This window comes from Parendozoicomonas sp. 209JJ7-1 (genome assembly GCF_058147085.1).
The window spans coordinates 93559-118524 of sequence record NZ_JBYVJU010000001.1; the positions used below are offsets into that span (position 1 = coordinate 93559).

Here is a 24966-nt window from a genome sequence, read left to right on the forward strand (position 1 = left end):
TCTTTTCTCGGGAAACATGAAAATTTTAAGGAGTCTTGTCTGAAGACGCGCGGTCAAGGGACGCTTTGTCAAGGGGGAAATCCCCCAACACCAATGCCGGATCAAGGCGAACAGCGCCCCAGTTTACCCGCCAGTCCAGATGAGCGCCTGTCACCCGGCCGGTAGCGCCTACTTCCGCAATCGGCTGCCCCTGCTTAATAACATCCCCTTCTTTCACAAGCAGCTTGCTGAGATGGAGGAAGCTACTGTTGATGCCCATACCATGGTCAATAATCATCGTACCACCGGAGAAATACATATCCGGATGGGCCAGGGTAACAACACCGGAAGCGGGCGCCAGCACCGGAGTTCCTGTGGGGGCCGCATAGTCAATGCCAAAGTGGGGGCGACGTGGCTCGCCATTAAAATAACGCTGACTGCCATAGACGCCGGTGACCGGGCCATCCACGGGCTGCAGGAAACCACTGAGGAACTCATACTGCTCTCTCCGTTGCTGGCGGGCCTTGCCCACCTTTTTATTCTCCTTGCGGATACGTTGCAAACGCTGCTCCGGCGGCTTTACATACTTTCTTGCCACGCCCTTGATACGCTGGATTTTATACTCCCGGGACGCCAGGTTCAGTAAGTGCCGTGTTTCCTTGCCCTCAGGGCTGACTGTGAGATAACTCTGGTCAAGCTTCGCGTCCCGACCAAAGCCCAATACAAAACGGCCGTCCGGAGCTATCATCACTTCTTTCTTTTTATAAAACACTTTATAGCCCGGCCTGACCTTCCCAAGATACAGGCTGCCCTGGGTCAGCACCTGAGGCTTTTTCGGGGAAAGCTGGGGCTGGGAAGCCTGGGCGGATGACAGACACAGCATCACCATGAATCCCAAAAAACCACATACCCACGAACGGAGCAAACTCATCATTTGTGCAGAACCCTTCCTGACATGTGTAGCATCTGTTTATATAGTAATCATACTCCCACTCTAAGAACAGGCACCGTTATGTCCCACATAATTCTTGCTATCTCCATTGTTATGCCCCTGGTATACGGCATAACCATTATGTTTGCCCTGCTGAGGGATACCCTCCACAAACAGAAGTGAAAGCAGAAGTGAAAGCCCGACTGACGGCTTTGTTATCCCCGCCATAAGCAGCGTTCCTGATTTCGTTGTCCCTTATATGGGTCCCTTACATGAGCCCCTTACATTAATGGGATAGCTGAATATGGAAATACGTGATGAAAATAGTTAGCGGGATAATCCTGACCACTCTGCTTTTTGTTACAGCTATTTTGGCGACCACTGCCGGTTATGCCGACATGGTGAAACCTTTACTCGCCGAACCACAGGTTATAACCAGTGCCGAAGGAAAACTCGACCTGAACCTGACCTTTACCAAGGGAACCCTGGAAACCCCCTGCCACACCATCACGACTCGTCTTTACCAGACACCGGATGGTACGCCCTCATCTCCCGGACCGACATTACGGCTGAAAAAGGGAGATACCCTGAATCTGAACCTGGAAAACAACCTGCCTGCTGACCCGTCCGAAGGGACAATTAACACTTTCAGGGCACCGGATACCACCAACTTCCATACCCATGGCCTTCATGTCTCCCCTGAAAAAGGCTCGGACGATGTGCTTTACACGGCCTTGAATGGCGGACAGACCCTCCATTCAAAATTCCAGATACCGAAATACCACACATCCGGGCTTTACTGGTACCACGCCCACTTCCACGGCTCCACAGCTATTCAGGTGGGTGGGGGGGCCCTGGGGGCCATTGTTATTGATGATGACGCAAACGACCAGCTTCCGGAAGTTATCGCCAACCTGCCCCAGAGTCTTGTGGTTTTCACCCAGGTGCACCTGCCAAAGATGGAAGAAATGACCCAAACGGCCAATGACTCGGTGTGGCAGGCGGAACCCAAAACGGATCAATGTTCCCAGGCAGAAATCAATGCTGATGCTGACAGTTTCCTGGCCAATGGCCAGAGTGTCCCCTACCTGAACATTGAAGCTGGCCAGTGGACCCGGCTGCGACTCTTGAATGGCGCAATGATGAAGTGGCTTGATATCCAGAAGCCCGATAACTGTGAATTCCAGTTATTGGCTAAAGACGGTATTTACCTGAACGACGCCCCCAGGCAGGTGAACCACTCTGTGTTACCCGGTGGAGGACGTGCCGATATAGCCGTCCGCTGTCATACAATCGGAGATACAACCCTTCAGTCCACTCTGACTAAAGACAGGGACGCCAATCAGTTTCTCTGGACGGGAGAACTGCTTACCCTGCGGGTGATACCCAATAACAAACCCAGCGCGGATGACCTGCCAAAGCTCTGTTACCAGCGTCCCTGCTATCTGCCGGATCTGCAGAATAAAGAACCGCAGTTTAACCAGACTTTCGCCCTGACAGACGATGCGGAAAACGGTATTTACCAGATTAATGGCCAGTCTTTTAATGTGACAAAGCCCTCTTACCAGATGGAACTAGGCTCACTGCAGAACTTCTATCTGGAAAATATTAATTACCATACCTTCCATATTCATATTTCCCCCTTCCAGCTAATGCATAACGGGGGACCGGATGATGATAACTATTTCCTGGCAGGGGACTGGCACGACACGATATTTCTGCCAGATCTCCCAGTGAAATATCAAAACACCCTGCGGATCGGCTACCAAAGTGACTATTTTGCGGGAGATTACGTAATCCATTGCCATATTCTGCCCCATGAGGATCAGGGCATGATGGGATACGTCCACACCGTCGATAAAGGAAACCATCCCTCTCTGTGTAGCAACCAGACTGCCCCCTCCTGGCCAGCCTGGAAAACAGGTACCATAGTCGGCTCATCAGTCTTTCTCTGCATTGCCACAAAAGTCGGAATATGCGCCTTGGGGTTTTATGCCAAATACCACCAGAAGCGCAGACGATTCGGAGGGTTTATTAGACTGAATCCCATGACTGATATTAATTAAACAGCATTGACACCCTTTCCACTCCGATAATTAATATATCCCCGGACAAAGGCAAAAGTCTTTGTCCGGGGATATATACTCAATATCTTTAGAAGCGTCGGTATTGCCGCCGGTCATTTTCATAATCAGCTGGATCATAATCCGGTCATACCAGGCATAAATGGCCACGGAATAATCGAAACAGATCAGAAATCTGAGGATATGAGCGCAACCGCAGGAACGACGTTGACTGAATGCCCTTTCTGCCCCCATTCTCCAGCAGACTGCTTATTTTACCGGACAAAAGTGTAACTCATCCTCATACTCAAATGTATCTCTTTAAAGAGAACCTGATTGCCTCGATACCTGTTGCCAGCTCCCGCTCCAGCACCAGCACCAGCACCACCAACACCCGCTGCCAGAGGGTGCCATCCCTGTTCAAAAATCTTTCCAATGCCATGGTAACGTGTTTGACCAGCTCTCTGCGAATAACATGTAAAATACACTGAATCCAGATATTCAGGGTCAACGTTATCCCAAGTAAAGCAAAGCATGGTTTCGTGAAATGCCAATGGTTGTGGCTGTGGTTTTTCCTCCTGAGCGGTTAGCTGAACTGAGATAAAGAAAACAGCCGGAAACAAGAGAGAGGGAAAACATTTCATAACATAAAGCACCCTGAGAACTATTATACTGCCTGAACATTCATGCCGGTCTGTCGACATTAACCAGTCCAGGCATAAGAGAGAATATATAGCAGATTATCTATGTATCTGTATGTTGGACCAGGCCAGGCACCCAGATGCTTTTCTGGTGCCCGAGTAAAGTTTCCAGACCCGATCCCCTTGCTTTATGCCAGTCTCCTTACAGATAACAACCCTACTCCCCCAGGAGGATGAAAATGGCCCTTGCATTCCAATCTGCCCTGACAGTCGCTCTTGCCCTGGCTGCCGGCACCTATGCCCACATGACGCTTGAATTGACTAGCGATCACCCCAATTGTCCGGCATGCCGACACTTTGCTGCCTGCATAAGCTGTTCGAGTCAGTCCATTGACCAACATAACTGCCAGAGAGTGCAGAAAGGGGAATGTCCAGGGCAAGAACTAAGCTTTATAGATATGGATGTTGATCTGAAAGTGGCCAGCAAGGCCGCCTCTATAAAAGCCAGCTGGTGCGAAGATGCACATATCCAGGTGGAAATTCCGGTTCATCAGGACAATGATATTCCCCTTCGAAACATAACCTGTTCCTGCAGCGATGGAAGATATTCCAGACAGATAGACTGCGACAAACTGTAACCCCATTACCCTGCGTTCTACTATTGGTTTACAAGTATCGGTTTACAAGCTTTCGCTTCAGATAATTCCCGTAGCCCTGAGCGAAGGCTTTTACTTTTGCCCAGTCGGTATACTCAATATCTTTAGAAACATCGGTATTACCACCGGTCATTTTCATAATCAGCTGAATCATAATCCTGTCATACCAGGCATAGTGGCTGTAAGACAAAGCCCCCGCCAGCACCCCTTTGTATTCAGGCTGCCATGGACTTTTACGTAAGAACTTACGCATATAAAGGTTAGTTTCCGGCACCTGCTTTTCCGGTTTGCGGGCGGTCAGGTTAACGCTGAAAAAACCACCAGGCATGGCTTTCAGCTTTTCAACATTGGCCGCGATAAAATCCCGGGCCACCGGCAGGTGATGACCATAGCGAACCGGCGTGCCAATCAGAACCGACTGGAATGTATCCAGCTCAAGGTTTTCATCCAGCCGTTCCAGATTATCCCGCTGCACCGACAGACCAGCCAATTGCATTTCACTGGCTATGGCAGCGGCAATACGGGCTGTCTGACCATCATGGGAGGCATAGAGGATAAGCTGCTGCTCTCCGACCTCCATAATTTTCCTGTCGTTAATAACCTTTCCCCTTTTTTTATATACAACACTACAGGCCATATTTGTGGAATGGATTCTCCCCGAAAATCAGTGGGTAAACCTTGATAATGATCAAAGGAGGTTATTTGTTTAAACAACCCAAATTTCCATCGCATTTCCAAGGCTGCAGGAACGGTATCCTGCACTGAAGCAAGCAGTGTATTTTTATAAACAGGGCTACTCTGTTTCCTTCTGTCACATCTGCAATGGGGACACTTCCGACTCACCCATGGCAGCCCACTGCTCAGTAAGAGAATTCCGGATATGCACCTGCCACACATGCTTTTGATAACGGCTGCCTTACAGATAACACCTGTTCTGGCAGACAGTCACAATTTCTGGAGCGGGAGAATCGACCACGACCCTCCCCTGTCACAGACTCAACGCTGGCACCAGCAGGTACAGATGCTGGATATACAATCCTTAGCCATTCTACCCACCGAGGGTGCTGCTTTAGCGGGATTTGCCAGTGACGAAGGTGTACGTCGTAATCAAGGCAGATCTGGTGCCATCAATGGCCCAGACAAACTGCGAGCAGCCATGCCCAACCTTCCGTGGAACCGGCAATCCCCTCTCTGGGATACAGGCAATATCACTAACACATCAAATACCCTGGAAGTGGCACAAAATGCTTACGCCCAGCTTATTACCCGGCTTTTAAACAGCGGCTTGTTTCCTGTTGGCCTGGGTGGTGGCCATGAAATCGCCTGGGGAAGCTACCTTGGGCTGGCTCACCATCTCGAAGAACAACTTGACCAGGCCCTTCAACATCAACATCAACAACATCCTGCGGTTCTGAATGTCCCTGTCCGTATTGGTATTATCAATATTGATGCCCATTTTGATTTGCGAAAACCCGCGCCCAACGCCAGTTCAGGTACACCATTTTACCAGATGGCGGAGTATGCCAAAAAGAAAGACTGGCCCTTTCATTACTTCTGCCTGGGCATCAGCCACAGCAGCAATACACGACGACTATTTAACAGGGCGGATGAGCTGGGTGTTGACTACATGACTGACCGACAGATGTCTCTGAACAATATGGAGAGTATTGCCATCCGTATACATACGTTTCTGGCACAGGTCGACCACCTTTATTTATCCATTGACCTTGACGCTTTTCCCGCATCCATTTCTCCAGGCGTCAGCGCTCCAGCGGCGAAAGGTATCAGCCTGGAGGTTGTGGAGAATCTTCTGGATATTATCAAGAACACCGGCAAACTCAGGCTGTTTGATATAGCGGAATACAATCCTGTCTACGATATTGATAACCGTACCGCCCGACTTGCTGCCAGGCTGATTTATCAGCTTGTCGGTGAAGATCAAGGAGATAAAAACACTACGACAAACAACCATGGTTTGCCTATAAATCACTGAAGAACGTCGTGTTATGGGGCCAGCCAATACCAAAAAAACCATAGTCTTCCGGTTTAGCTGTTTTCACTGAGCCGCCCCTCATAAGCTTCTCGCAAGTATAAACAAACTTATTGTTTTCAACAGCCCCCCGCGCAGTGGCTGCACAGCAGGCATTCAGACTTTGTCCCATAACAGTGATAATATTCAGCTTCACAGTATCAGCAACCAGCTGGATGTTATCGAAAGCATTGGTTTCCATAATCCCCTTCGCATAAACAAAAGTGGAATGGGGAACATGCTGGGCCAGATAAGGACTCATACCTCCGCTAAATATTTCTTTGTCACCATAACGTCCATCCCGCCCATACTGGACGATAAACAGAGGCACTTCCTCGGCAACCGTAAAATCAATCGCTTTTTTTTGAAGCCTCTGGCAGGCGTCCCTGTCTTCAGAAATATCCGGGTCTGAATCCGTTTCATCAACAAGAATGAGACCAACCTCTTTTCCCGCGTCAAGTTTATCAATCAGGGCATCAAATAAAGAACCACTTTTGTAAGTAATATTAGCCATGAAAGATCAATGATTTTAACTTAGCGTTTGCTGGTGGAATGAGTTCTGGGGGGAAGAACAACCTCTTCTGTCAGTGGATGCAAAACATAATATTGACCAAAATCACGAATCACTCTCTCACCTTTATAACCGATATGAATTTGCTGCCTTCGCATGCGATGAGCCTGGCTGACAGATCCAATATAAGCAGGAGTCATCCAGTCACTACTCACAGTCCACTCTTTATTATTTCCCACCGGGTCAATCATATTGACACCACTGAGCTGCTCGTAGTGGTAAGGTTTCATTCGCTGACTCCAGTGACACAAAAGCATATTGCCTTCTTCACAGCTCAATGCATGATTCACATGTATATTTTTTTCTTTGGCGGCCTGAATATGTGACTGTTCAGGGGCCTTGAGGCCCATCGTGAAGATTTTCCACGGGGTATCTAATGTCGCTCCCCCAGTACCAAGCGTCAGTAGCTCAGATAGCTGCTCTGAATCCAGCGTGGAAAAAACAGACGAATGCTGCGAAAGCGCCCGGGATATTGCCTCACTACTCAAAGAGCCATGACCAACAGATAAGTCAATACTGGCACCAGCGCCTACGGCATCAAAATAAAATTGCCAGCCCATTGGGGATGACAATGGAAATAATGGAAGAAATGTAGAGTACGTCCTCAGGAGTTCCCTATCCCAGAACGAAGACTCCATGGCACCCCGCAGGTCTTCCTGATTTTTCAGGTTATAAACGATCAGCGCCTGTGTATCATCGGGTGCCCGGACGAAAAACGTCCTTAAAAGGTAGCTCTCATCAGGCGGCCCGCTATCCGGCAGTTCATGGGGACTGGTGTCTGACAGTACAGAAGAGTAAGTCGTTGTGTTTTCTGCATCCCGTAACGGAGTTTCTTCCACACTTATCGAGGAAGGCAGAATAACAATATGTTCGGCCTTAACATATCTACTCCTGGTTGGCTCTGTGAAATTTAACTGGCTAAGGGGGTTGTCTGGGGTAAATACATCCGGACTGATATAAAAAATCATTTTCTGGAAGAGCTTTCCCAGCACTTCCATTTGTTTTGAGAAGTCCTCCAGAGAAATTCCCGGAGTAAATATATGCAGCGGGGTACCCATCATGGCCGCTGTATACATCACTTCGAAAGACGCTATGGAGTTGTTATCAATTACACAGAGTAACGTCCCTGGGACAACACCGCTATCTAAAACTAAAAGGTGGCCATAAAGGCGTTTAGCGTCTTCCAGCAGTTCCTGATAACTGATTGATCTGGTCTGGCTGAAAATCCGGGGGGTATCCTCAAAAATGACAACGGTTCTTTCAAGTTCCCGCTTCAGGTCACCCTGGCCCGAGAGTGCTGAGATTGGGACGACCAAGACAGCAGCCAGAAGCAGTCTCAAACATAGTTTTCGCGATCCGGCAGAAACTATGTTTACATATGTTATGGGTTTCCACTGAATCACTGCTGTTGTTCCTGCTGGTATCGTTTGCAGCAGAATATAGACAACTTTAACAATCAGGGATCAGGCAATCCCTTTTCCCGCAGTAAGGGCTATCCTTGCGAGCCTCTGTTTACGGTTTTCCAACAGGCATTCACATCATGAAAAATGTCACATTAAGCGGACTGCTTATACTGTTTCTTACCTGCTCGGCCGCATCCGGGGCGCAGCTTCCTGCAGGTTTCTCTTACTGTCTGGATGTTATTCCCTCGCTGAAAGTGGAGCTGAGATATGCAACCACTGAGAACTTCACTGGAAAGCCAGTACCCGGTTATAAAAAACCTGTCTGTATCATGTCATCGTCAGCCCTGGGTGCCCTGTATAAAGTCCAGACAAAACTGAAAGAGTTTGGCCTTGGCCTGAAAGTGTTTGATACCTATCGCCCCCAAAAATCCGTTGACGCTTTTGTGGCCTGGTCAAATACCCCCGACAAGCCCTCCATAAAAAATATCTACTACCCGGCTTTTACGAAAAAGGAGCTGTTTGAGAAACAATATATTGCCAAACATTCCGGCCATACCCGGGGCAGCTCGGTAGACTTGACTATTGTGGACCAGGCATCCGGGAAAGAGCTGGACTTCGGCACTGTCTATGACTTTTTTGGCTTGCAGGCAGGTCCCTTTTACCCTGGCCTGAACCTTCAGCAACGAGCCAACCGGCTGCTGCTCAGAAACCTGATGATAGAAAGCAGTTTTACCCCTTACCACAATGAATGGTGGCACTTTACACTGGCGAATGAACCTTTTCCCAACACTTACTTTAACTTTGATATTCAGTGACAAACCGGTCACTGACTTTTTCATACTGAAGCCGGGTTAAGCCCACATCAGGGTGTGATTACTGTGCCCGGCATTTGCCCGGACATCCTCCGCCCAGTACACTCACAGAGCAATTAAAGATCTGTCTGTAAGTGATAAAGATTATAATAATGACCTTTTTTCAGCGCTTTTCCCTGTTTGTCAGCCTGAGTTTCTCTTCCCTGCTTATGGCCGCCGGCCAACAATTTACCATCCTGCACACAAATGACTGGCAATCCCGACTGCTGGGGTTTGGCCCCAACACCGAATACACACCTGCAACTATTAATGATGATACAACCATAGGTGGTATCGCCCGTCTGGCCACATTAATAGACCAGAGACGCCAGTCTCTGGGCAACCAGCCGTCTCTGCTGCTGGATGGTGGTGATATCAGCCAGGGCACACTGTTCCATACCCTTTATCGCCAGCATGCCCCCGAACTGCGTTTAATGAAGCAGCTTGGCTACGATGCCATTACCCTTGGTAACCACGAGTTTGATTTCCGCACCAATGGCCTGTCTGACATGCTGTCCTCCGCCAGTAAATACATGGATGAGCTGCCCCCCATTGTCAGCTCAAACCTGACCCTGGCCCCTGAACAACAGCACCTGATGGACAACGGCCCTATCTTTCCCTGGAAGATTATTGAAAAGAACGGTATTCGTTTTGGGCTTTTTGGTTTAATGGGTAGAGAGGCTGCGGAAGTTGCTCCCAATGCACGCCCCTCAACATTTGCGGATCAGATTACCACCGCAAAGAGAATGGTCAGACTCCTGAGGGATAAACAAAAGGCTGATGTCGTTATTCTTATGTCCCACAGTGGCATAACCCGGAATCAAGACGGCAGCTGGGGTGGCGAAGAGGTGGAATACGCACGCCAGGTTGATGGTATCGACGTTATTGTCGGTGGCCACAGCCATACGCCACTCCATAAGCCCATCCTGATTAACAATACCGCAGTCGTTCAGGCTGGTTCAGAGACCCGCTACCTGGGGGAACTCTCCCTTGAGCTGGAAGACAATGGAACTGTAACCTTTAAAGATTACAAACTGCACACCATTGACGATCAGATTCCTGGAAAAACTGCCGTCACCGAGCAGGTCAACACTTTCAAAAGCCGTATCAACAGTGAAGTTATGGCCAGCAGCCCCTTCACCTTCAGCCAGCCCCTGGTAAAAACCCCGCAAACCTTAACCCGGGCCTATGAAGACCCGGTACTGGGCAACCTAGTGGCGGACGGCATTCGCCGGGCCACCGTCAGTGATATTGCCATGACCACCAACAGCCTGATTAGAGATGATCTGCTGAAGGGGGAAACAGGTATTCAGTCAGTGTCGGATATATTCCGCCTGCAGCCCCTGGGAGTCGGCGAAGACAACCAGCCGGGTTACCCATTAATGAAAGTCTGGATGACCGCCCAGGAAATACGGAACCTGATGGAAATCATGTCCTTTGCCTGGCATATCAAAGGCAAGAACTATTTCCCCCGTATTTCCGGCATGCGCTTTACCTACAACAGCCTGCGTCCGCCCCTGGACCGTATCACCTCTATTGAGCTGGGTTCTCCAGAAACTGGCTATAAACCTCTGGATCTTTCTGATACCCAACGTCTTTACAGTTTCTCCGCCACCAGTTTTGTGGGCAGCTTTGCCTGGGTGGTCAAAGACCTGAGCTACGGGCTGGTGAATATTGTGCCCAAAGACCAGGACGGAAAACCCTTTGGCGACCTGACAGAAAGCATTATCGACAGCAATCCATCCGAACCTGGCATACAGGAATATAAAAACTGGCAGGCCCAGCTGGATTTCTTTTCCAGTCTTCCGGATACCGATGGTGATGGCCTGGCCAATATCGTGCTGACTCCCCAGATTACCGAACCCCGTATGCGAGCCATCAGCAGCCTGAAGCCCGCAGACCTTTTTATTAATGCCACCTGGATTCTCTGGTCAGCCCTTGGATTTATTGTGATTATCCTGGCAGCAATTATCGCCGCTATACGTAAGTTAGTCCGATAACAGCTCCAGGAACAATGATCGGGGCAAACTGTCTTTGGGTGTTTGTCCCGGTACAAAATCAAAAACCTATACCTGCGCCGTCTATAGGCCTGCATTTTTCAAACGGTTGGCATGCTGGCGATAGACAGTCACCGGATCGGTATCAAAGATACTGTGCAGACCAAACAGAAGATTAGTTTCATCAATATGGTTCATCCGGTAATTGTCCCGAATCACCATTCCCATATGGGTACTGCACCGCCCCACCAGACCATCATTGGGTTCATCAATTAACCGCCCCAGCACAGTGAAAAAATAATCGGACGGATCCAGTGGATTGGTAAAGGCTTTGGTTCCTCCCCAGGAGTAATAACGTATTCCATTCACCTGATACGCCCCTTCACCACAGCCATTGGGAATCGCGGCCGGATAGCGGCGGTTAAAGTCCGCCATGCCCGCTGAACTCAGGGACGCAAAGGACGCTGCTGCATCCTGTCCATTATGGGTTCTGTTATTGGACAGCAAATTCAATAACCCGGCCAGGGCTTCAAAAGACGTGCGTAAAATACGGTCAGCTACCGGTTTATCTTTCAGATCAACAAAAGCATCAACAACCGGACTTCCTTTATGGGGAGAGCCTACGCTGGTTACAGATTTCACCAGATCCGGGCGAACGGCAGCCACAAACCGGACTGTAGGGCCACCATGGGAGTGACCGATCAGATTAAACCCCTCAGCCCCTGTTATGGCTTTGAACGCCTCCAGTTGCTCCATCAGTTCCAGCCCCCGTACTTCCGTACTGTGCAAACCGGAAACCTGGGCAACAAACACTTGAGCGCCACCCTTCTTAAGTTCATCGGGTATGCGATACCAGTATTCAACAAGGCCAAGGGCTGTGGTATCAAAACCAAACATGCCATTCACCAGCACAATGGGATAGCGGGTTTCCGTGTAGGTATCTTTTTTATTCCACCACCAGGCTGAGGCCTGGGGAATAAAAAACAAAGAACACCAGAAGAACAGCACGGCTCTCAGCAAAGGGGGACGGGTCACCATGATTCTTTCCTTTTTATTATTTTTATTTTCGGTCGTACTTTCTTTACCTTTCTTTTACAGCCTTGCGCTTACAGCTTGCGCAGCTTTTCCAAAACCCTGACCAGCTCAGCCTCGGTTTCGGAAAAGTAGGTTTTCCTTAACTGTTCCAGGGCACTGTCTTGTTGATTCATGTCTGTCGTCAAAAGAGCCTGTTTCTGTTCTGAGTAATCGTTCAGTCTTTGCTGCCACTGGCTTCGCTCCTGATCCAGAGCCGATAAACGTACCGCAGCCTCATAACCAAAAGCCTCCTGACGCACAGTGAAAATCTCACTGTCAGGCATACCGCGTGTTCGCATTTGAGCAATAGTCTGGTGAACTTTGTGCTGACGAATGGATAAAGATTCACGGGAAGAAAATTCCGGCCACTGCAGAGCCAGTTGATCCAACGCCTGCTGACGTCGTGTGTTATCCCGTGCAGTGCTCTTTGCAATTTTCAACTTTGCGAGGGTATAGCGATCATAGTCTTCTTCCTTACGAAAAAAGGCTTCAGACATTTCCGGCCCCAGCTCACGCTCCCGAACAGAGGCCAGCATCTCCTGTCGTTGCTGCAGACGTTCCACCATATCGGCAGAATCCATGGCTTCCGCCATTTCCTTCTGGGCTTCTGCCAGGCGATACCGGTAAGCAATATAGCGATCAAAATAAACCTGCACGGCATCTGCCACTGCTTCAGAATACTGCTCTACAATCGCGCTATATATTTGCGCCCGAATGGCAGAAAAGGGCTGCTCCCCCAGGGTGGAAAGGTAATATTCAAAGAACCGCCGCATGGACATTGAAATGACCGGCTGCCCTGATGCATCAAGGGTAATACCGCCATCCGGGGTTGTTCCCCTTAGGGAAAGCCTACTCCATGTTGGTACTTCCGGGAGAACTGGAAAAGCCCCTTTACCGCTCGCCACTTCAAAAGCAGACCTCATCACAGAATCAATGTCCGAAATCATTTCTTTTGAAGTCACACCTTCAAAAAGGTCGTCCGGAGACTGTTCTCTTCTCTGATCTGAAGCGCCACTCATAAAGAGACTGCCTCCAAAGAAACAGACAGCTCCAACAACCACCACCAATAACAGCGGGACTGAAAACCGGGGTTTATAGATATGTGCCATAAAGCGCGCCTTTATTGTTATTCTGATCTGCGCTCGATTTAAACAAACAAAATGTAGGCATTGCTCATTATTTGAGCATGCGCACTCTTATGGAGCATTGCCATAAAACCAAACCGCAATGTCAGACAGGCCAATGCAAGAGGATAAAATTAGAGAATGGAAAGGATCTGACGACATGGCGCTACTGGACAAGAAACCCCTCTCGGGCATCCCCATGGACGTGCTAGTCAAAAGCCAGAATTACAAAGCAAAGGGGCCTGCTGTTATCAGCAGGCCCCTTTCATTGAACAGACGATAATTTTTATATTTCAGCCGCCAGCCTTGAACCCTGGTTAATAGCTCGCTTGGCATCCAGTTCCCGGGCTTCATCCGCACCGCCAATCAGGGACACGGAGATACCTGCCGTTTCCAGGCCCAGCTGCAGTTCGCGGAGAGGGTCCTGGCCCGCGCAGACAATCACATTATCCACATCCAGTACCATCTCTTCCCCTTCCCGACTGATATGCAGACCATCGTCGTCAATCTTGCGGTACTCCACCAGGTTCATCATCTGCACACCCTTGTGCTTCAGAGAGGTTCTGTGAATCCAGCCGGTGGTTTTTCCGAGATTCTGGCCAACCTTGCTCTTCTTACGCTGCAGCAGATAAACCTCACGGGGAGAGGCTTCCGGTTCAGGTTTCATACCTTCCACGCCGCCACGGGCTTCCAGGGAGAAGTCCACGCCCCACTCTTTGAAAAAGGCTTTGGAATCCTGGCTGGTAGCCACGCCTTCATGGGTAATGTATTCAGCCACATCAAAGCCAATACCACCGGCACCGATAATGGCAACCTTTTTGCCCACCGGCACTTTTTTAGCCAGTACGTCGAGGTAAGTCATCACCTTGCTGTGGTCGATACCGGGAATCTCCGGCAGACGGGGAGCAATACCGGTCGCCAGAACAACATGGTCGTAGGTTCCACCGGCCAGGTCTGCCGCTTCCACCCGCCCGCCCAGGCGAACTTCAACCCCGGTCAACTCCAGTTTGCGCTCGAAGTAGCGCAGGGTTTCGTAGAACTCTTCCTTGCCGGGAATCTGCTTGGCCACATTGAACTGGCCGCCGATCTTGTCCGACTTATCAAACAAGGTCACCGTATGGCCACGTTCCGCCGCAACCGTGGCAAAAGCCAGGCCCGCAGGGCCGGCACCCACAACCGCAATCGTCTTCTTTGGCTCATTGTGGTGCAGGGGAATGTAGTTCAGCTCGGTCTCATGGCAGGCACGGGGATTCACCAGGCAGCTGGTCAGCTTGCCACCAAAGGTGTGGTCCAGGCAGGCCTGGTTACAGCCGATGCAGGTGTTGATTTCATCCACCCGGCCTTCTTCAGTTTTTTTCACAAAATCCGGGTCAGCCAGCAACGGACGGGCCATAGACACCATATCCGCCTGGCCGGAAGCAATAATGCTTTCCCCAACATCGGGTGTATTAATACGGTTGGTGGTCACCAAGGGAATGCTGACTTCACCCTTCATTTTCTCGGTAACATTGGCAAAAGCACCACGGGGCACCATGGTGGCGATGGTGGGTACACGGGCTTCGTGCCAGCCAATACCGGTATTGATAATTGTCGCGCCGGCCTTTTCCACTTCCTTGGCCAGGGTGACAATCTCATCCCAGTCACTGCCACCTTCCACCAGGTCCAGCATGGACAGGCGATAAATAATGATAAACTCAGGGCCAACGGAAGCACGGACACGACGGATAATTTCCAGGGGCAGACGAATACGGTTTTCGTAAGAGCCGCCCCACTCATCGGTACGCTTGTTTACCCGCTGAGAGATAAACTGGTTAATGAAGTAACCTTCGGACCCCATAATCTCCACACCGTCGTAACCGGCATGTTTGGCCAAAGCTGCGCAATTTACAAAGTCTTCGATCTGTTTTTCGATTTCTTCAGAAGTCAGTTCTTTGGGCTTGAACGGGTTGATCGGCGCCTGCACGGCAGAAGGAGCCACACACTTGGGGTTATAGGCATAACGGCCGGCATGGAGAATCTGCATGCAGATACGGCCACCGGCCTGATGTACGGCGGTGGTTACCTTACGATGCTGAAAGGCTTCTTCTTCGTTGGTCATCTTGGCTGCGCCCATGGCCACGCAACCTTCTTCATTGGGACCTATACCGCCGGTGACAATCAGGCCAACGCCACCACGGGCGCGCTCGCCGAAGTAGGCCGCCATACGTTCAAAACCATTGGGACGCTCTTCCAGACCCGTGTGCATGGAACCCATAAGGACACGGTTTTTCAGGGTGACAAAGCCCAAATCCAGGGGCTCCAGAAGGTGGGGGTAGCCTTCAGACATGCGATCTCCTCTTTCCCTGATACCCTTGGCACCGGGGCAACTCTGTTCACGGAATGATTTCTGCTGCCCATTCTGGTTATGATTTTTTACAATGGCAGCGGCTCCATAACATTACCAGTGTCCTGCCAAACAACAATGATAGGAACTGACAAAAAACTGATCGACGTGTGCCTTTATCTTTTATGAACCTGGGTGAACTTTCTTTAGACTTTGTCCTGGCCCTGCTCCGTGCCACCCGCGCCTGTGACCGGGACCCGTCCGCCGTTCTTGAACGCTTTCAACTTCAGGAAGAGCAACTCCATGAACCTGACCAGTGGCTCAGTATCCCCCGATTTATGCGTCTGGGTGAGGCTTTAATTGATCTCACCGATAACCCAGCCTTGGGCCTGGTGTCAGGACATATGGCCGGTATCACCGGTATGGGCCTGGCGGGGCTGGCAGCAATCACAGCCCCCGACCTTCGCACAGCCTTCCAGATCCTTGTTCGTTACGAAGAGCTCTATGCCAGAAATATCCGGGGGCATTCTTCCTGGAACGAGGAAACAGATTGCCTATCCATGAACTTCTATTCCCTGACGCCCTACAACGAATACAATCGCTTTGTCGTGGATAATATCCTGATGACATGGACACAGTTATGCTCATCCCTCACCGGCCAGAGTGACTGCGTTCGAGAAGTGCATATTGAGTTTCCCGCCCCCCATTATATTGATGCCTACTCCCGGACCTTTCCCTGTGAAGTACTGTTTGCCCAGGAAACCAACCGGATTATTCTTCAAAAAGACGCTGCCAGGCTGCACCTGTTGCAAAGTTCTCCGCCGGACCATACCCGCTTGATCCGCCTGTGCGACCAGCAGCTCCAGGGCCTGGACCATGCCCTGACCATCAGCCATAAAACCGCCCGCACTATCGCGGCTTTGCTGCCAACCCCCTGTACCCTGGAAACCGTTGCCGAACAGCTGAAAATGCCAGCCTGGACCCTGCGCCGCAAACTGCAGGAAGAAAACAGTTCCTTCAAGGATATTCTGGAACAGACCCGCAAAGACCTGGCCTGCGCCAACCTGGCCCATACCACCCTGCCCATTGCGGAAGTGGCCTATCTCACTGGTTTTTCCTCCACGGAAGCCTTTCAACGGGCCTTTAAACGCTGGTTTGGGTTACCCCCCGGTGAATACCGCCGAAAGCAGACGTAAGACCTGTCAGCGAGGCTAACCCCCTGGTTAGCCAGCTTGCTTCTCCCTTCTGGCACTGTTGAGCCAGAACTTATATTTCAGGGAGGAAGCATTATGTTAAGTGTCCAGGCATCAAAGCAATCAAACGGCCTAAGCCCTGATTCCCCCCCTGACACCGTTACTCCTTTCCAGCCCCGACCACAGGCAGACTCCAACACGCCTGAAACCACATCCCTGGATACCCGCAGGACCAGACGCAAAAAACTCTTTTCAGAGTTAGATCAGGCCATTACCTGGAAGCAGAAATCCGCCGCCTATCGTGCTTTATGTCTGCAGACATTTGCCCTTGCTGAACAGGCTCTGGAAAAGAAACTGGCGAATTTACAGGAAGGAGAGCAGGTCAATCTGATTCTGGATATTGATGATAATCTGCTGGAATGCTCCAGTTTTTTTGCTGGTATGGCGGATAGCGGGGAAACCATGACTATGGAACGCAATCTGGACTGGTGGCAGAACGCCCAGAAAGACTACGCTTCCCCCCTGCCCGGCACCCTGGAGTTTGTGAAGAAGTATGCTGACGACCCCAGGGTCAAACTGACTTACCTCACATCACGAACCAATCATCCCGAATTGACACAATGGACGACAGAAACCCTGAAACACCACGGTTTCCCCATCACCCGGGAAGGACAGGTTATTGTCGCCTATGGCCGAGGGGAAAACGGTAAAGCCCATATTATCGGAGAGCTGAAAAAGCAGGCGGCAGAGACTTTAACGATGGGTGATAAACTCTCTGACTCCGGTATTACCGAGTCCGACTGGGTACATGGCGAAACCGGAAAACAGGTACTGGGGCGGGATTTTATTATTATGCCGAATCCTGTTTACGGCGAGTGGGATATTATGACCCATGCTGCTGACTTTGACCCGGAAGAAATGGAAGCCAAAAGAAACAGCAGGCTGACAGGGGAAGAGTCCCTTGATGACTACGGCAAAGGAGATGAAGCCAGAGCCAGGGCCTGTCGGCAGAGCCTGCATTATCTGCAAAGCAGTAATTTTGACGCCTATATGATTCAGCTGGCCAATATTGCCACTGATAATCTTGATTCCCCCAACGAGCCACCGGTTAAAGGTGCCATTTTTGATATAGACGGCACTGTACTCTCCAACGACAAATGGCGTGTGGCCATGAGCTTTGAAAATAAAATCGCGTCCGGACAGGAATGTTTTAATCTGTGGGCCAAAAAGCAGACCGGACGGATTATTGTCGGAGTATCAGAACTCCTTAAGACACTGAGAGAAAGAAAAGTCGCTATCAGCTTTGTCACCAACCGGCCTTTAAAAATCCAGCAAGGGGACACGGAAAACACCTTAAAAGACATTACCCAGCAGGAATTAATGGCAAAAGGACTGATGCAGGATGGCGACCTTCTACTGATGAAAGAAGAGCACAATACACATCCGGAAAACCCTAGAAGTAAAACATCACGTCTTGCCTATGCCCTGGAAGAAGTACAACAAGGAGACACAAACGCCCGAGTCTATCTGCTCGGTGATGCCATAGCAGACTTGGATATGTCGCCCCATGCCCTGCACGGTAATGGCAGAGCATTCTGGCCATCAGGCTGGCAGGAACTGGGCCGCACCCGTTACCTCTGCCCCAACCCCGCCTTCACCACGGGCTGGGAGACTCCCTATAAAAACTGGGTCACCTCTCTGTCGCCACATCAGCAACTGGCCGCAAGAACAATCAGGCGCTGGTCTCCTGATAATTGGTTTGTTCCCGTGCCGATGGCTTCATAAGCGTTCCACCAATAATAAGTAAAACGTGAACGATTATGACAACAGCTTGCTGGTGTGTTCTGGCTGCGGGGTTGATGCCGTTCATCTGGGCCATTCTTACCAGGGGTTCCCGCCCCGGCTTTAACAAATTGCGGGTTAGCGTGACAGTCTCAAGAAGACTTTTACCATACCTTCGACGTCTGTCCGCTCCACCCGGATCTGGCGGACATCCAGGGCTTCCTTATTGTGAAGCTGGATCAACCAGCCCAGCACCTTCTGGTAAGGGGCTTCATCAATCCACACAGAAACCCCCTGCCGGGCAGGCTGAACCCTGGCCAGTTCCAGCCCGGCTTTACGGCCACTGCTGGCAATAACGGCGGCGGCATCCTTTTTCGGGCCGCTGCTCTGGGCTTTGATCAGCTCTTTGGCCCGTTCATAATTCGCTTCCAGAAATATCTGGGTATCACGCTCCCTTACCAGTTCTCCATGCTCCCGGTCAGACCAGTGATCCAGTGGCCGCCACACCAGGAACCAGAACAGCACGATTGCCAGAAAAACAGACAGCCCCATCAGGGCCCACTGGTCTTTCTGGGGCAGATGCTCAAAACGTTCCCTGACCCGGCTAATCACCGGATGCAATCGGCTTGTCAGCGCATTCATCAAGCTTTCCTCACTATCAGGCGGGCAGAGACACCCTGGGTATCCTGATTGCCGGTTTCCATCTTGGCATTCACTCCCGCAGCTCTCAGTTCATCCAGATAACGGTTGAGAAGATCGAAATTACTCGCCTTAACATCCAGGGATAAGCGTCCGTTCGCTTCGTTAAAATCCATGCTCCGGGGGGTAATGGCTTTTCCCACCTCTCCGTCAGAAACCTTTGACAGAGTCTGCAGCATCTCCAGAAACATCGGAGAATTCTGCTGACTATTACTGGTACGCAGGAACGTGGTGAGTTTGTGGCGCACATCCACCACATTGCGGTCACCGGGACGCAGTTCCTGGTAAGTAGCCAGGTTCTCCCCTCGTAGCTGATCGGCTCTGGCCTGGAAATAAAATCCGCTGCCAGTGCTGAACACCAGCTCCAGACCCAGCCAGAGGCTGGCGGCAACAGCCACTGGCCGCCACTGACGCCAGCGCCGGGAAGCTCGGCGGGTACATTTGTAGGTACCAGTACGAAAGTCCAGCAGAACCCGTTTACTGGCATCCCCGGCCATGGCATCCATCACCATAAACACCAGTGACTGCTGGGAACGATCACGGATATCAACGGGCACATCATTCCCTGCAAGTGCTTTAATACTCTCTACACCTGCACCATCCTCCGGCCCGGCATAGACGACAACCCCTGTCATCACAGGCTTATCACTGTACTCTTCCGGGTCTTCATCCTGAAATGAAGGCTCTTCCTGGCCCTGCAGGCTTTCCTGGTCTTCCAGAAGTCCGGGAAGAACAATACCCAAAGCATCACTGTCAAGAAACTGGGCGCAGTTCTGCCCTTGGGCAAGAAGAATATAATCACTATCCAGCCAAACACTCACTTCACCATCACGCCCGGTGAAGAACTGGGACTCAGGAACAACTTTCAGGGGATCGATACCCGCCTCATTAAAATCCGCCAGCAGCTGTTCCATGGCTTTATGGGCAATACAGCTGGCCCGTGCCATCTCTTCACCTGAATGAAAACCAGATACCAGGTGCTGGCTTTCCAGTTCAGAGGCAAGCTGCTCTTCCAGAAGGTAAGGCAATGCCTGTTGCCAGTGTCTGCGCTGATTCTCATTCAACGCCATCCTGTGGCTGGTAGCCAGATCACCGGGCACAAGCAGCACTATGGGAAGGTCCTGGTCATCATGACTCTGCTGTTCAAACCAGGATGACAGTTCTTCCAGGGTTCCACTCTGAACAAGATCAAACTGCCCACCCTGGTGCCGCCAGCCCCACTCCAGCGAGAATTTTCCTCCATCCAGATCTGAGCTGTGCTGCGGCCTTATCCTGATAACCAACTGTATTTTCATAATCACCTCACTGATTCCCTGAGGGTTTTCGCCCAGCGGGGAAACTGTCCTGTCTCCCGGCCAATCACCGTCACCTTGCCCTCATCATTACGTGCCAGCCGACTGTGCAGGTAATAAGTCATATCCCGGTAACGGGCTTTGACATACACACTGAAGTAATGGCTTCTCAATACCATAGACCCAGTCGTCTGCAGATGCAGTTTTCCCCTGAGGGAAACATGGGTTAGCACCTCTCTTATATCGGTGAATCCGTCCTTACTGCGGGCGTCAATGAAACTTTTGGCATCGTCCTGACTGATGCGATCCCCAAATGCCCTGACCACCTCAGCCGACACTGTATTCATATTGATACCCGCCCCTTCCGGGAGCACTGACACCAGTGGAACCAGCTTGTTGAAATCATCGGGTGTCAGAATCTGCAGAAGCCGCAATTCAGAAACCGAGGCCAGGGGGAAGTCGCCGGTGCGGTAGGGCTGATCCAGCAGCAGATAGGTATCATCTTCCGCACCACCGGGCAATGGATCCTGATTCTCATCAACCCAGTCCTGCAGACGGTGGGCCAGCTCGGCGTCCAGCCCGTTGGCCACCAGCAACCGCTCCAGCATTTTCAGTTTTTCTTTGTCGCCTTTACCCGCCAGCAGATTCAGGTTGAAACGACCCTGGTCGTCCAGAACCATAATGTCAATCTCACCATCATCGGTTTCCAGGGTGATATCGTTGGCGGCCCACTCTTCATTCCAGTGGTCAACAGGCCTGGGGGACTGCCTGTCTTTAATGCCATCTTCTTCCAGCAAAACGGCAATATACTGCTCAGCCCCCAGTGCATAGTGACGTGCCTGCATATGCTGGAGATAGCGTGCATTCTTCTCGGTATTAAACTGCAGATCCGTAACGATACGGGTCGCCATAACCGTGATCATGGCGAAGATCAGCAATACAAAAATCAGCGCGACACCTTTCTCCCGACGCATCACCAGCCCCCCTCATCCGGAAAAACAGGTACACTCCCTCCACCGGAGCCAGGTATTGACCCATACGGATTATTGGGGTATCGCCTGTCCCTGTCACCGCGATCATTTCCGGGAGGTTTCTTCGCCTCTTTCTTATATGTGATGCCACTGATCAACTGCTGCACCGGACCAAGGCGGGGATGGACAAGAGTTACCTCTATCGCAGACGGCATGTCTATCAACCGTTCAGACTGCTTGTCACTTGTCGGGGGCCAGTTCTGATGCCAGCGCTTTTTGTCATCACGGAATCGTACGATGAAGTCCTGAAGGTCCTCCAGCACTACCTGCTCCCGGTAAGGTGTTTCCGGTGCACGATCCAGGGTTTCCCAGTAACGGCGCAGTAACCGCCCTCCTTCAAACAGGTAACGTACTCGTTGAAGATCACTGCGGGGAGCCTCGGTAAAATTCCGCCAGCCGGAACGGGTCAGTGTGACCGCTCCATTAGCGGCGACAAGGGCTGTTTCCTTATCACCAAACTCATTGCGTACCGGTCGCATGGACAATTGAAAAAAATCTTTCTGCAGAACCAGCATGGCCCGCTGTATATCGCTGGTCTGCTGCCATAATCTGGCCGTAACCTCCTGGGTACCACTGACCGACCGGAACAACCGGTAACAGCCCGCCGCCAGCAGGCCGAAAATAGCGATAGCAATCAGAAGCTCTAACAGGGTAAAACCGTTTCGCTTTGATGGTGTCATTCCGGATACCTCCGGATATAACCTGTCAGTTTATAGAGAGGAACAGCCTTGTCCGAAGGATGTTCGCTACCGGCAAACACACTGACTTCCACCCGGCGCAGCCCATTCTGGGATGTAGCGGAAATCTGGTCCCGTACATACCATTCCTTTCCTGCCAGCTGCATGGTGGAGGAACGGCGGCCAACACTGGGAAAGAGATTTTCAACGTAATAACGGTTCAAAGCCTGGTCCGCTACCCAGGAAGCCTGAACTTTATCCTGAATCCTCGCGGTCTGACGAATAGCACGTCCATCGGTAACCAGCAGTACAGACGCGGCTAAAGCAAAGATGGCCAGAGCCACCAGAATCTCCAGTAGAGTAAAACCGGCACCCCTTCTGTGCATTCCCTTTGGCTTAGGTGCACACTGTTGTTTATAGAGCTGCTGTTTATGGGCTTGTAACTGGTCCAATACCGTCGCTCTCCAGAATCACGGTTCGGCGCTTGTCCCCCAACAGGGAGAACTCCAGCCGGAAAGGCGTTACCTGAGCATCCGTGTAAAAAATCCAGTCCGGACGGTCTTCAGAACGATCCTGTTGGCGGGAACTGTTTTTTCTCGCGAGGTCCGTCAGTTTGATATCCTCGGGAAGCTTGTAGTGCCGGAAGCTCTGCTCTTTGAACGGTTTCCACTTTTCTTTGTCCCGGGACCAGTGCCACCACTGGTAGCCCTGGCTGGTCAGGGACAGTCCCAGCTCCCGGTCTTCCATCAAGGTTCGTTCCCGGGCCTGTTCGATCAGCACCTGCAGCCGGGTTGACTCATCTTTCAGCTTTTGTCCGGGACCACCGACATTGGGTGCCACCAGGGCAACACCAATCACAATTCCGATTATCAGGACAACAACCAGAATCTCAATCAGGGTAAAACCCTGACCCCGTGACCGCAAAGGCGCTACAGATATCACTCTTCCCAGTTGCCTATGTCCGTATTGGTGCCTTCGCCACCAACACGGCCATCCGCTCCCAGGGAGTAGAGGTCGTAATTATTGGTGTTATGGTTACCCGGGTTCTCATACTGGTAAGGGTTGCCCCATGGATCCTGGGGAATCTTTTTCAGGTAACCATCGGGGTTCCAGTTACGGGGTTCAGGATTGCCGGTAGGCTCCCTCACCAGGGCTTCCAGCCCCTGTTCACTGCTGGGATAAAAGCCGTTATCCAGACGGTATATCTCAAGGGAGCTGGCAATGGCTTTCACATCGGCCTGGGCCACGGTGACCTTGGCCTGATCCGGGCGGCTCATAATATTGGGCACCACCAGAGCGGCCAGAATCCCCAGAATAACCACCACAACCATAATTTCGATCAGGGTAAAACCACTCTGACCGGGTCGGTGACGATAAGTTTTCCTCATGGTTGCACTCCTTCGGTCTTCCAGTCTCTTTTCAGATCAGCTGATCAGGGTATTCATATTGAGAATAGGCAGCAGTATCGCCAGCACAATGGTCAGCACCACGCCCCCCATCACCACCAGCATCAATGGTTCAAACAGCCCTACCAGCATAGCCACCCGATTTTCCAGCTCCATCTGTTGGTTATTGGCGGTCCGTTCGAGCATATTGTCCAGTTCACCGGTGGCTTCCCCGCTGGCGATCATATGCAGCATCAGTGGCGGAAACAGGGAGGTATCCTGCAGGGATTTATGGAGACTCGCCCCCTCACTCACCTTACGGGCCACTGCTTTTACAGAGTTACGCATGGCATCATTGCTGACCACCTGGGAAGCGATCGCCAGGGCATCCACAAGGGAAACGCCGCTGCGGGTCAGTATGCTCAGGGTGCTGGCGAACTGGGACGTGTTCAGCGCCCTGCTGAAACGACCAATTATCGGCATGGACAGCATCCTTCGGTGCCAGACCAGTCGCACCCCTTCCTGCTTAAGGGCATAGTTCGCACCAAAGGCAGCAGCCGCGCCTCCCAGCAACAGCCATGGCCACCGGGCCTGGAAGCCATCACTGGCGGCAATAAGAATTCTGGTAATCAGCGGCAGCTCCTGACCACTATCGATAAACACTTTAATGACATCCGGCACCACATAACCCAGAAGAAAGCTGACAATACCGACCGCCGCCAGCATCAGAATCATGGGATAGAGCATGGCCAGCTGTACCTTCTGGCGGGACTGCATGCGCTGTTCGGTATAGTCCGCCAGCCGGTTCAACACCTTGTCGAGATAACCGGCATACTCACCCGCCGCCACGGTAGCCCGGTACATCTGGGGAAAGTGCCCGGGAAAAGCATCCATACTCTGGGCCAGCGTGTAACCCTCCAGAACCCGGGAACGAATGGCCAGTACCGCATTCCTTGTTCTTCTGTTCTCCTGCTGGGCCGCCACCGCCTGCAGAGCTTCTTCAACGGGCATGGCAGCCTGAACCAGGGTAGCCAGCTGTCGGGTGATCAAAGCCAGTTGAGCTGCGGACAGCCCCCGACCGAGACTTAACCCCCCTGCCGGACTGTCTTCACGCTTTTTCTGCTCGGAAAGGGTTTCTACAACCAGGGGTGTCCAGCCTTTATCCCGCAGCATTTGCCGAATCTGCCGGGGGCTGTCTGCCTCCATATTGCCCCGTTGTTGTTTCCCCCCCTCATCCAGGGCGGTATATTCGTAGGCAGCCATAG

The 24966-nt window shown here is 51.3% G+C and carries 23 protein-coding genes; 7 read left to right on the top strand and 16 right to left on the bottom strand.

Going from position 1 to position 24966, the window contains the following annotated elements; all coding sequences use genetic code 11:
* Positions 1-25 precede the first annotated feature (25 nt).
* Positions 26-913, bottom strand: coding sequence for a M23 family metallopeptidase (locus ACY2RQ_RS00420; protein WP_490110969.1), 888 nt, complete (start codon positions 911-913; stop codon positions 26-28).
* 314 nt (positions 914-1227) lie between these two features.
* Between ACY2RQ_RS00420 and ACY2RQ_RS00425 the strand changes: the two genes are divergently transcribed.
* Positions 1228-2976 carry a multicopper oxidase family protein gene (locus ACY2RQ_RS00425; RefSeq protein ID WP_490110970.1) on the top strand — a complete coding sequence of 583 codons (1749 nt, stop codon included), beginning with the start codon at positions 1228-1230 and terminating at the stop codon, positions 2974-2976.
* Between the two features lie 272 nt (positions 2977-3248).
* Here ACY2RQ_RS00425 and ACY2RQ_RS00430 read toward each other — a convergent pair whose 3' ends face one another.
* Positions 3249-3617 carry a hypothetical protein gene (locus ACY2RQ_RS00430; protein WP_490110971.1) on the bottom strand — a complete coding sequence of 123 codons (369 nt, stop codon included), beginning with the start codon at positions 3615-3617 and terminating at the stop codon, positions 3249-3251.
* Positions 3618-3853: 236 nt separating this feature from the next.
* Between ACY2RQ_RS00430 and ACY2RQ_RS00435 the strand changes: the two genes are divergently transcribed.
* Positions 3854-4252, top strand: coding sequence for a hypothetical protein (locus ACY2RQ_RS00435; RefSeq protein WP_490110972.1), 399 nt, complete (start codon positions 3854-3856; stop codon positions 4250-4252).
* Positions 4253-4280: 28 nt separating this feature from the next.
* On the opposite strand, the gene hemG is transcribed toward ACY2RQ_RS00435, so the two are convergent.
* Positions 4281-4850, bottom strand: coding sequence for a menaquinone-dependent protoporphyrinogen IX dehydrogenase (gene hemG, locus ACY2RQ_RS00440; protein ID WP_490110973.1), 570 nt, complete (start codon positions 4848-4850; stop codon positions 4281-4283).
* Positions 4851-5150: 300 nt separating this feature from the next.
* Here hemG and hutG point away from each other — a divergent pair, with 300 nt between their 5' ends.
* Positions 5151-6263: a formimidoylglutamase gene (hutG, locus tag ACY2RQ_RS00445; protein ID WP_490110974.1), complete on the top strand. Its 1113-nt coding sequence runs from the start codon at positions 5151-5153 to the stop codon at positions 6261-6263.
* Here the strand turns inward: hutG and ACY2RQ_RS00450 are convergent.
* Both ACY2RQ_RS00450 and ACY2RQ_RS00455 read right to left on the bottom strand, forming a co-directional pair.
* Positions 6250-6813, bottom strand: coding sequence for a hypothetical protein (locus ACY2RQ_RS00450; RefSeq protein WP_490110975.1), 564 nt, complete (start codon positions 6811-6813; stop codon positions 6250-6252). The genes hutG and ACY2RQ_RS00450 overlap by 14 nt on opposite strands.
* Positions 6814-6833: 20 nt before the next feature.
* Positions 6834-8186, bottom strand: coding sequence for a hypothetical protein (locus ACY2RQ_RS00455; RefSeq protein ID WP_490110976.1), 1353 nt, complete (start codon positions 8184-8186; stop codon positions 6834-6836).
* Between the two features lie 224 nt (positions 8187-8410).
* Here ACY2RQ_RS00455 and ACY2RQ_RS00460 point away from each other — a divergent pair, with 224 nt between their 5' ends.
* A complete protein-coding gene (locus ACY2RQ_RS00460; protein WP_490110977.1) occupies positions 8411-9088 on the top strand; it encodes a M15 family metallopeptidase in 678 nt (225 codons plus the stop codon).
* A 149-nt stretch (positions 9089-9237) separates the two neighbouring features.
* Complete coding sequence (locus ACY2RQ_RS00465; RefSeq protein ID WP_490110978.1) at positions 9238-11124, top strand: bifunctional metallophosphatase/5'-nucleotidase; 1887 nt, start codon at positions 9238-9240, stop codon at positions 11122-11124.
* An 81-nt stretch (positions 11125-11205) separates the two neighbouring features.
* On the opposite strand, the gene ACY2RQ_RS00470 is transcribed toward ACY2RQ_RS00465, so the two are convergent.
* The 3 genes from ACY2RQ_RS00470 to ACY2RQ_RS00480 all read right to left on the bottom strand — a co-directional run bounded on the left by ACY2RQ_RS00470 (position 11206) and on the right by ACY2RQ_RS00480 (position 15645).
* On the bottom strand, positions 11206-12159 hold the full coding sequence (locus tag ACY2RQ_RS00470; RefSeq protein WP_490110979.1) for a lipase family alpha/beta hydrolase: 954 nt from the start codon (positions 12157-12159) through the stop codon (positions 11206-11208).
* Positions 12160-12227: 68 nt separating this feature from the next.
* Complete coding sequence (locus ACY2RQ_RS00475; protein ID WP_490110980.1) at positions 12228-13304, bottom strand: lipase secretion chaperone; 1077 nt, start codon at positions 13302-13304, stop codon at positions 12228-12230.
* 301 nt (positions 13305-13605) lie between these two features.
* Complete coding sequence (locus ACY2RQ_RS00480) at positions 13606-15645, bottom strand: oxidoreductase (RefSeq protein WP_490110981.1); 2040 nt, start codon at positions 15643-15645, stop codon at positions 13606-13608.
* Between the two features lie 167 nt (positions 15646-15812).
* Between ACY2RQ_RS00480 and ACY2RQ_RS00485 the strand changes: the two genes are divergently transcribed.
* Together ACY2RQ_RS00485 and ACY2RQ_RS00490 are read left to right on the top strand one after the other, a co-directional pair.
* On the top strand, positions 15813-16838 hold the full coding sequence (locus tag ACY2RQ_RS00485; protein WP_490110982.1) for an AraC family transcriptional regulator: 1026 nt from the start codon (positions 15813-15815) through the stop codon (positions 16836-16838).
* A gap of 93 nt (positions 16839-16931) precedes the next feature.
* The gene (locus ACY2RQ_RS00490; protein ID WP_490110983.1) at positions 16932-18620 is read left to right on the top strand and encodes an HAD family acid phosphatase; all 1689 of its coding nucleotides are present in this window, start codon (positions 16932-16934) and stop codon (positions 18618-18620) included.
* A gap of 135 nt (positions 18621-18755) precedes the next feature.
* Here ACY2RQ_RS00490 and ACY2RQ_RS00495 read toward each other — a convergent pair whose 3' ends face one another.
* From ACY2RQ_RS00495 to gspF, 8 genes are read right to left on the bottom strand one after another with little or no spacing between them, the layout of a single operon-like run.
* Positions 18756-19259, bottom strand: a complete 504-nt coding sequence (locus tag ACY2RQ_RS00495; RefSeq protein ID WP_490110984.1) for a type II secretion system protein M — start codon at positions 19257-19259, stop codon at positions 18756-18758.
* Positions 19259-20611, bottom strand: coding sequence for a type II secretion system protein GspL (gene gspL / locus ACY2RQ_RS00500; RefSeq protein WP_490110985.1), 1353 nt, complete (start codon positions 20609-20611; stop codon positions 19259-19261). Before gspL ends, ACY2RQ_RS00495 begins: the two co-directional genes overlap by 1 nt.
* Positions 20612-20613: 2 nt before the next feature.
* On the bottom strand, positions 20614-21582 hold the full coding sequence (gspK, locus tag ACY2RQ_RS00505) for a type II secretion system minor pseudopilin GspK (RefSeq protein WP_490110986.1): 969 nt from the start codon (positions 21580-21582) through the stop codon (positions 20614-20616).
* Positions 21582-22319: a type II secretion system minor pseudopilin GspJ gene (gene gspJ, locus ACY2RQ_RS00510; protein WP_490110987.1), complete on the bottom strand. Its 738-nt coding sequence runs from the start codon at positions 22317-22319 to the stop codon at positions 21582-21584. The genes gspK and gspJ overlap by 1 nt, the downstream gene beginning before the upstream one ends.
* Positions 22316-22702, bottom strand: coding sequence for a type II secretion system minor pseudopilin GspI (gene gspI / locus ACY2RQ_RS00515; RefSeq protein ID WP_490110988.1), 387 nt, complete (start codon positions 22700-22702; stop codon positions 22316-22318). Before gspI ends, gspJ begins: the two co-directional genes overlap by 4 nt.
* A 43-nt stretch (positions 22703-22745) precedes the next feature.
* Positions 22746-23258 (bottom strand): type II secretion system minor pseudopilin GspH, encoded by a 513-nt coding sequence (gene gspH / locus ACY2RQ_RS00520; RefSeq protein ID WP_490110989.1) that lies wholly within the window; start codon positions 23256-23258, stop codon positions 22746-22748.
* Positions 23255-23704, bottom strand: coding sequence for a type II secretion system major pseudopilin GspG (gene gspG / locus ACY2RQ_RS00525; protein WP_490110990.1), 450 nt, complete (start codon positions 23702-23704; stop codon positions 23255-23257). The genes gspH and gspG overlap by 4 nt, the downstream gene beginning before the upstream one ends.
* Before the next feature lie 36 nt (positions 23705-23740).
* Entirely contained in the window at positions 23741-24964 is a 1224-nt protein-coding gene (gspF, locus tag ACY2RQ_RS00530) for a type II secretion system inner membrane protein GspF (RefSeq protein ID WP_490110991.1), read from the bottom strand.
* Positions 24965-24966: the final 2 nt, after the last annotated feature.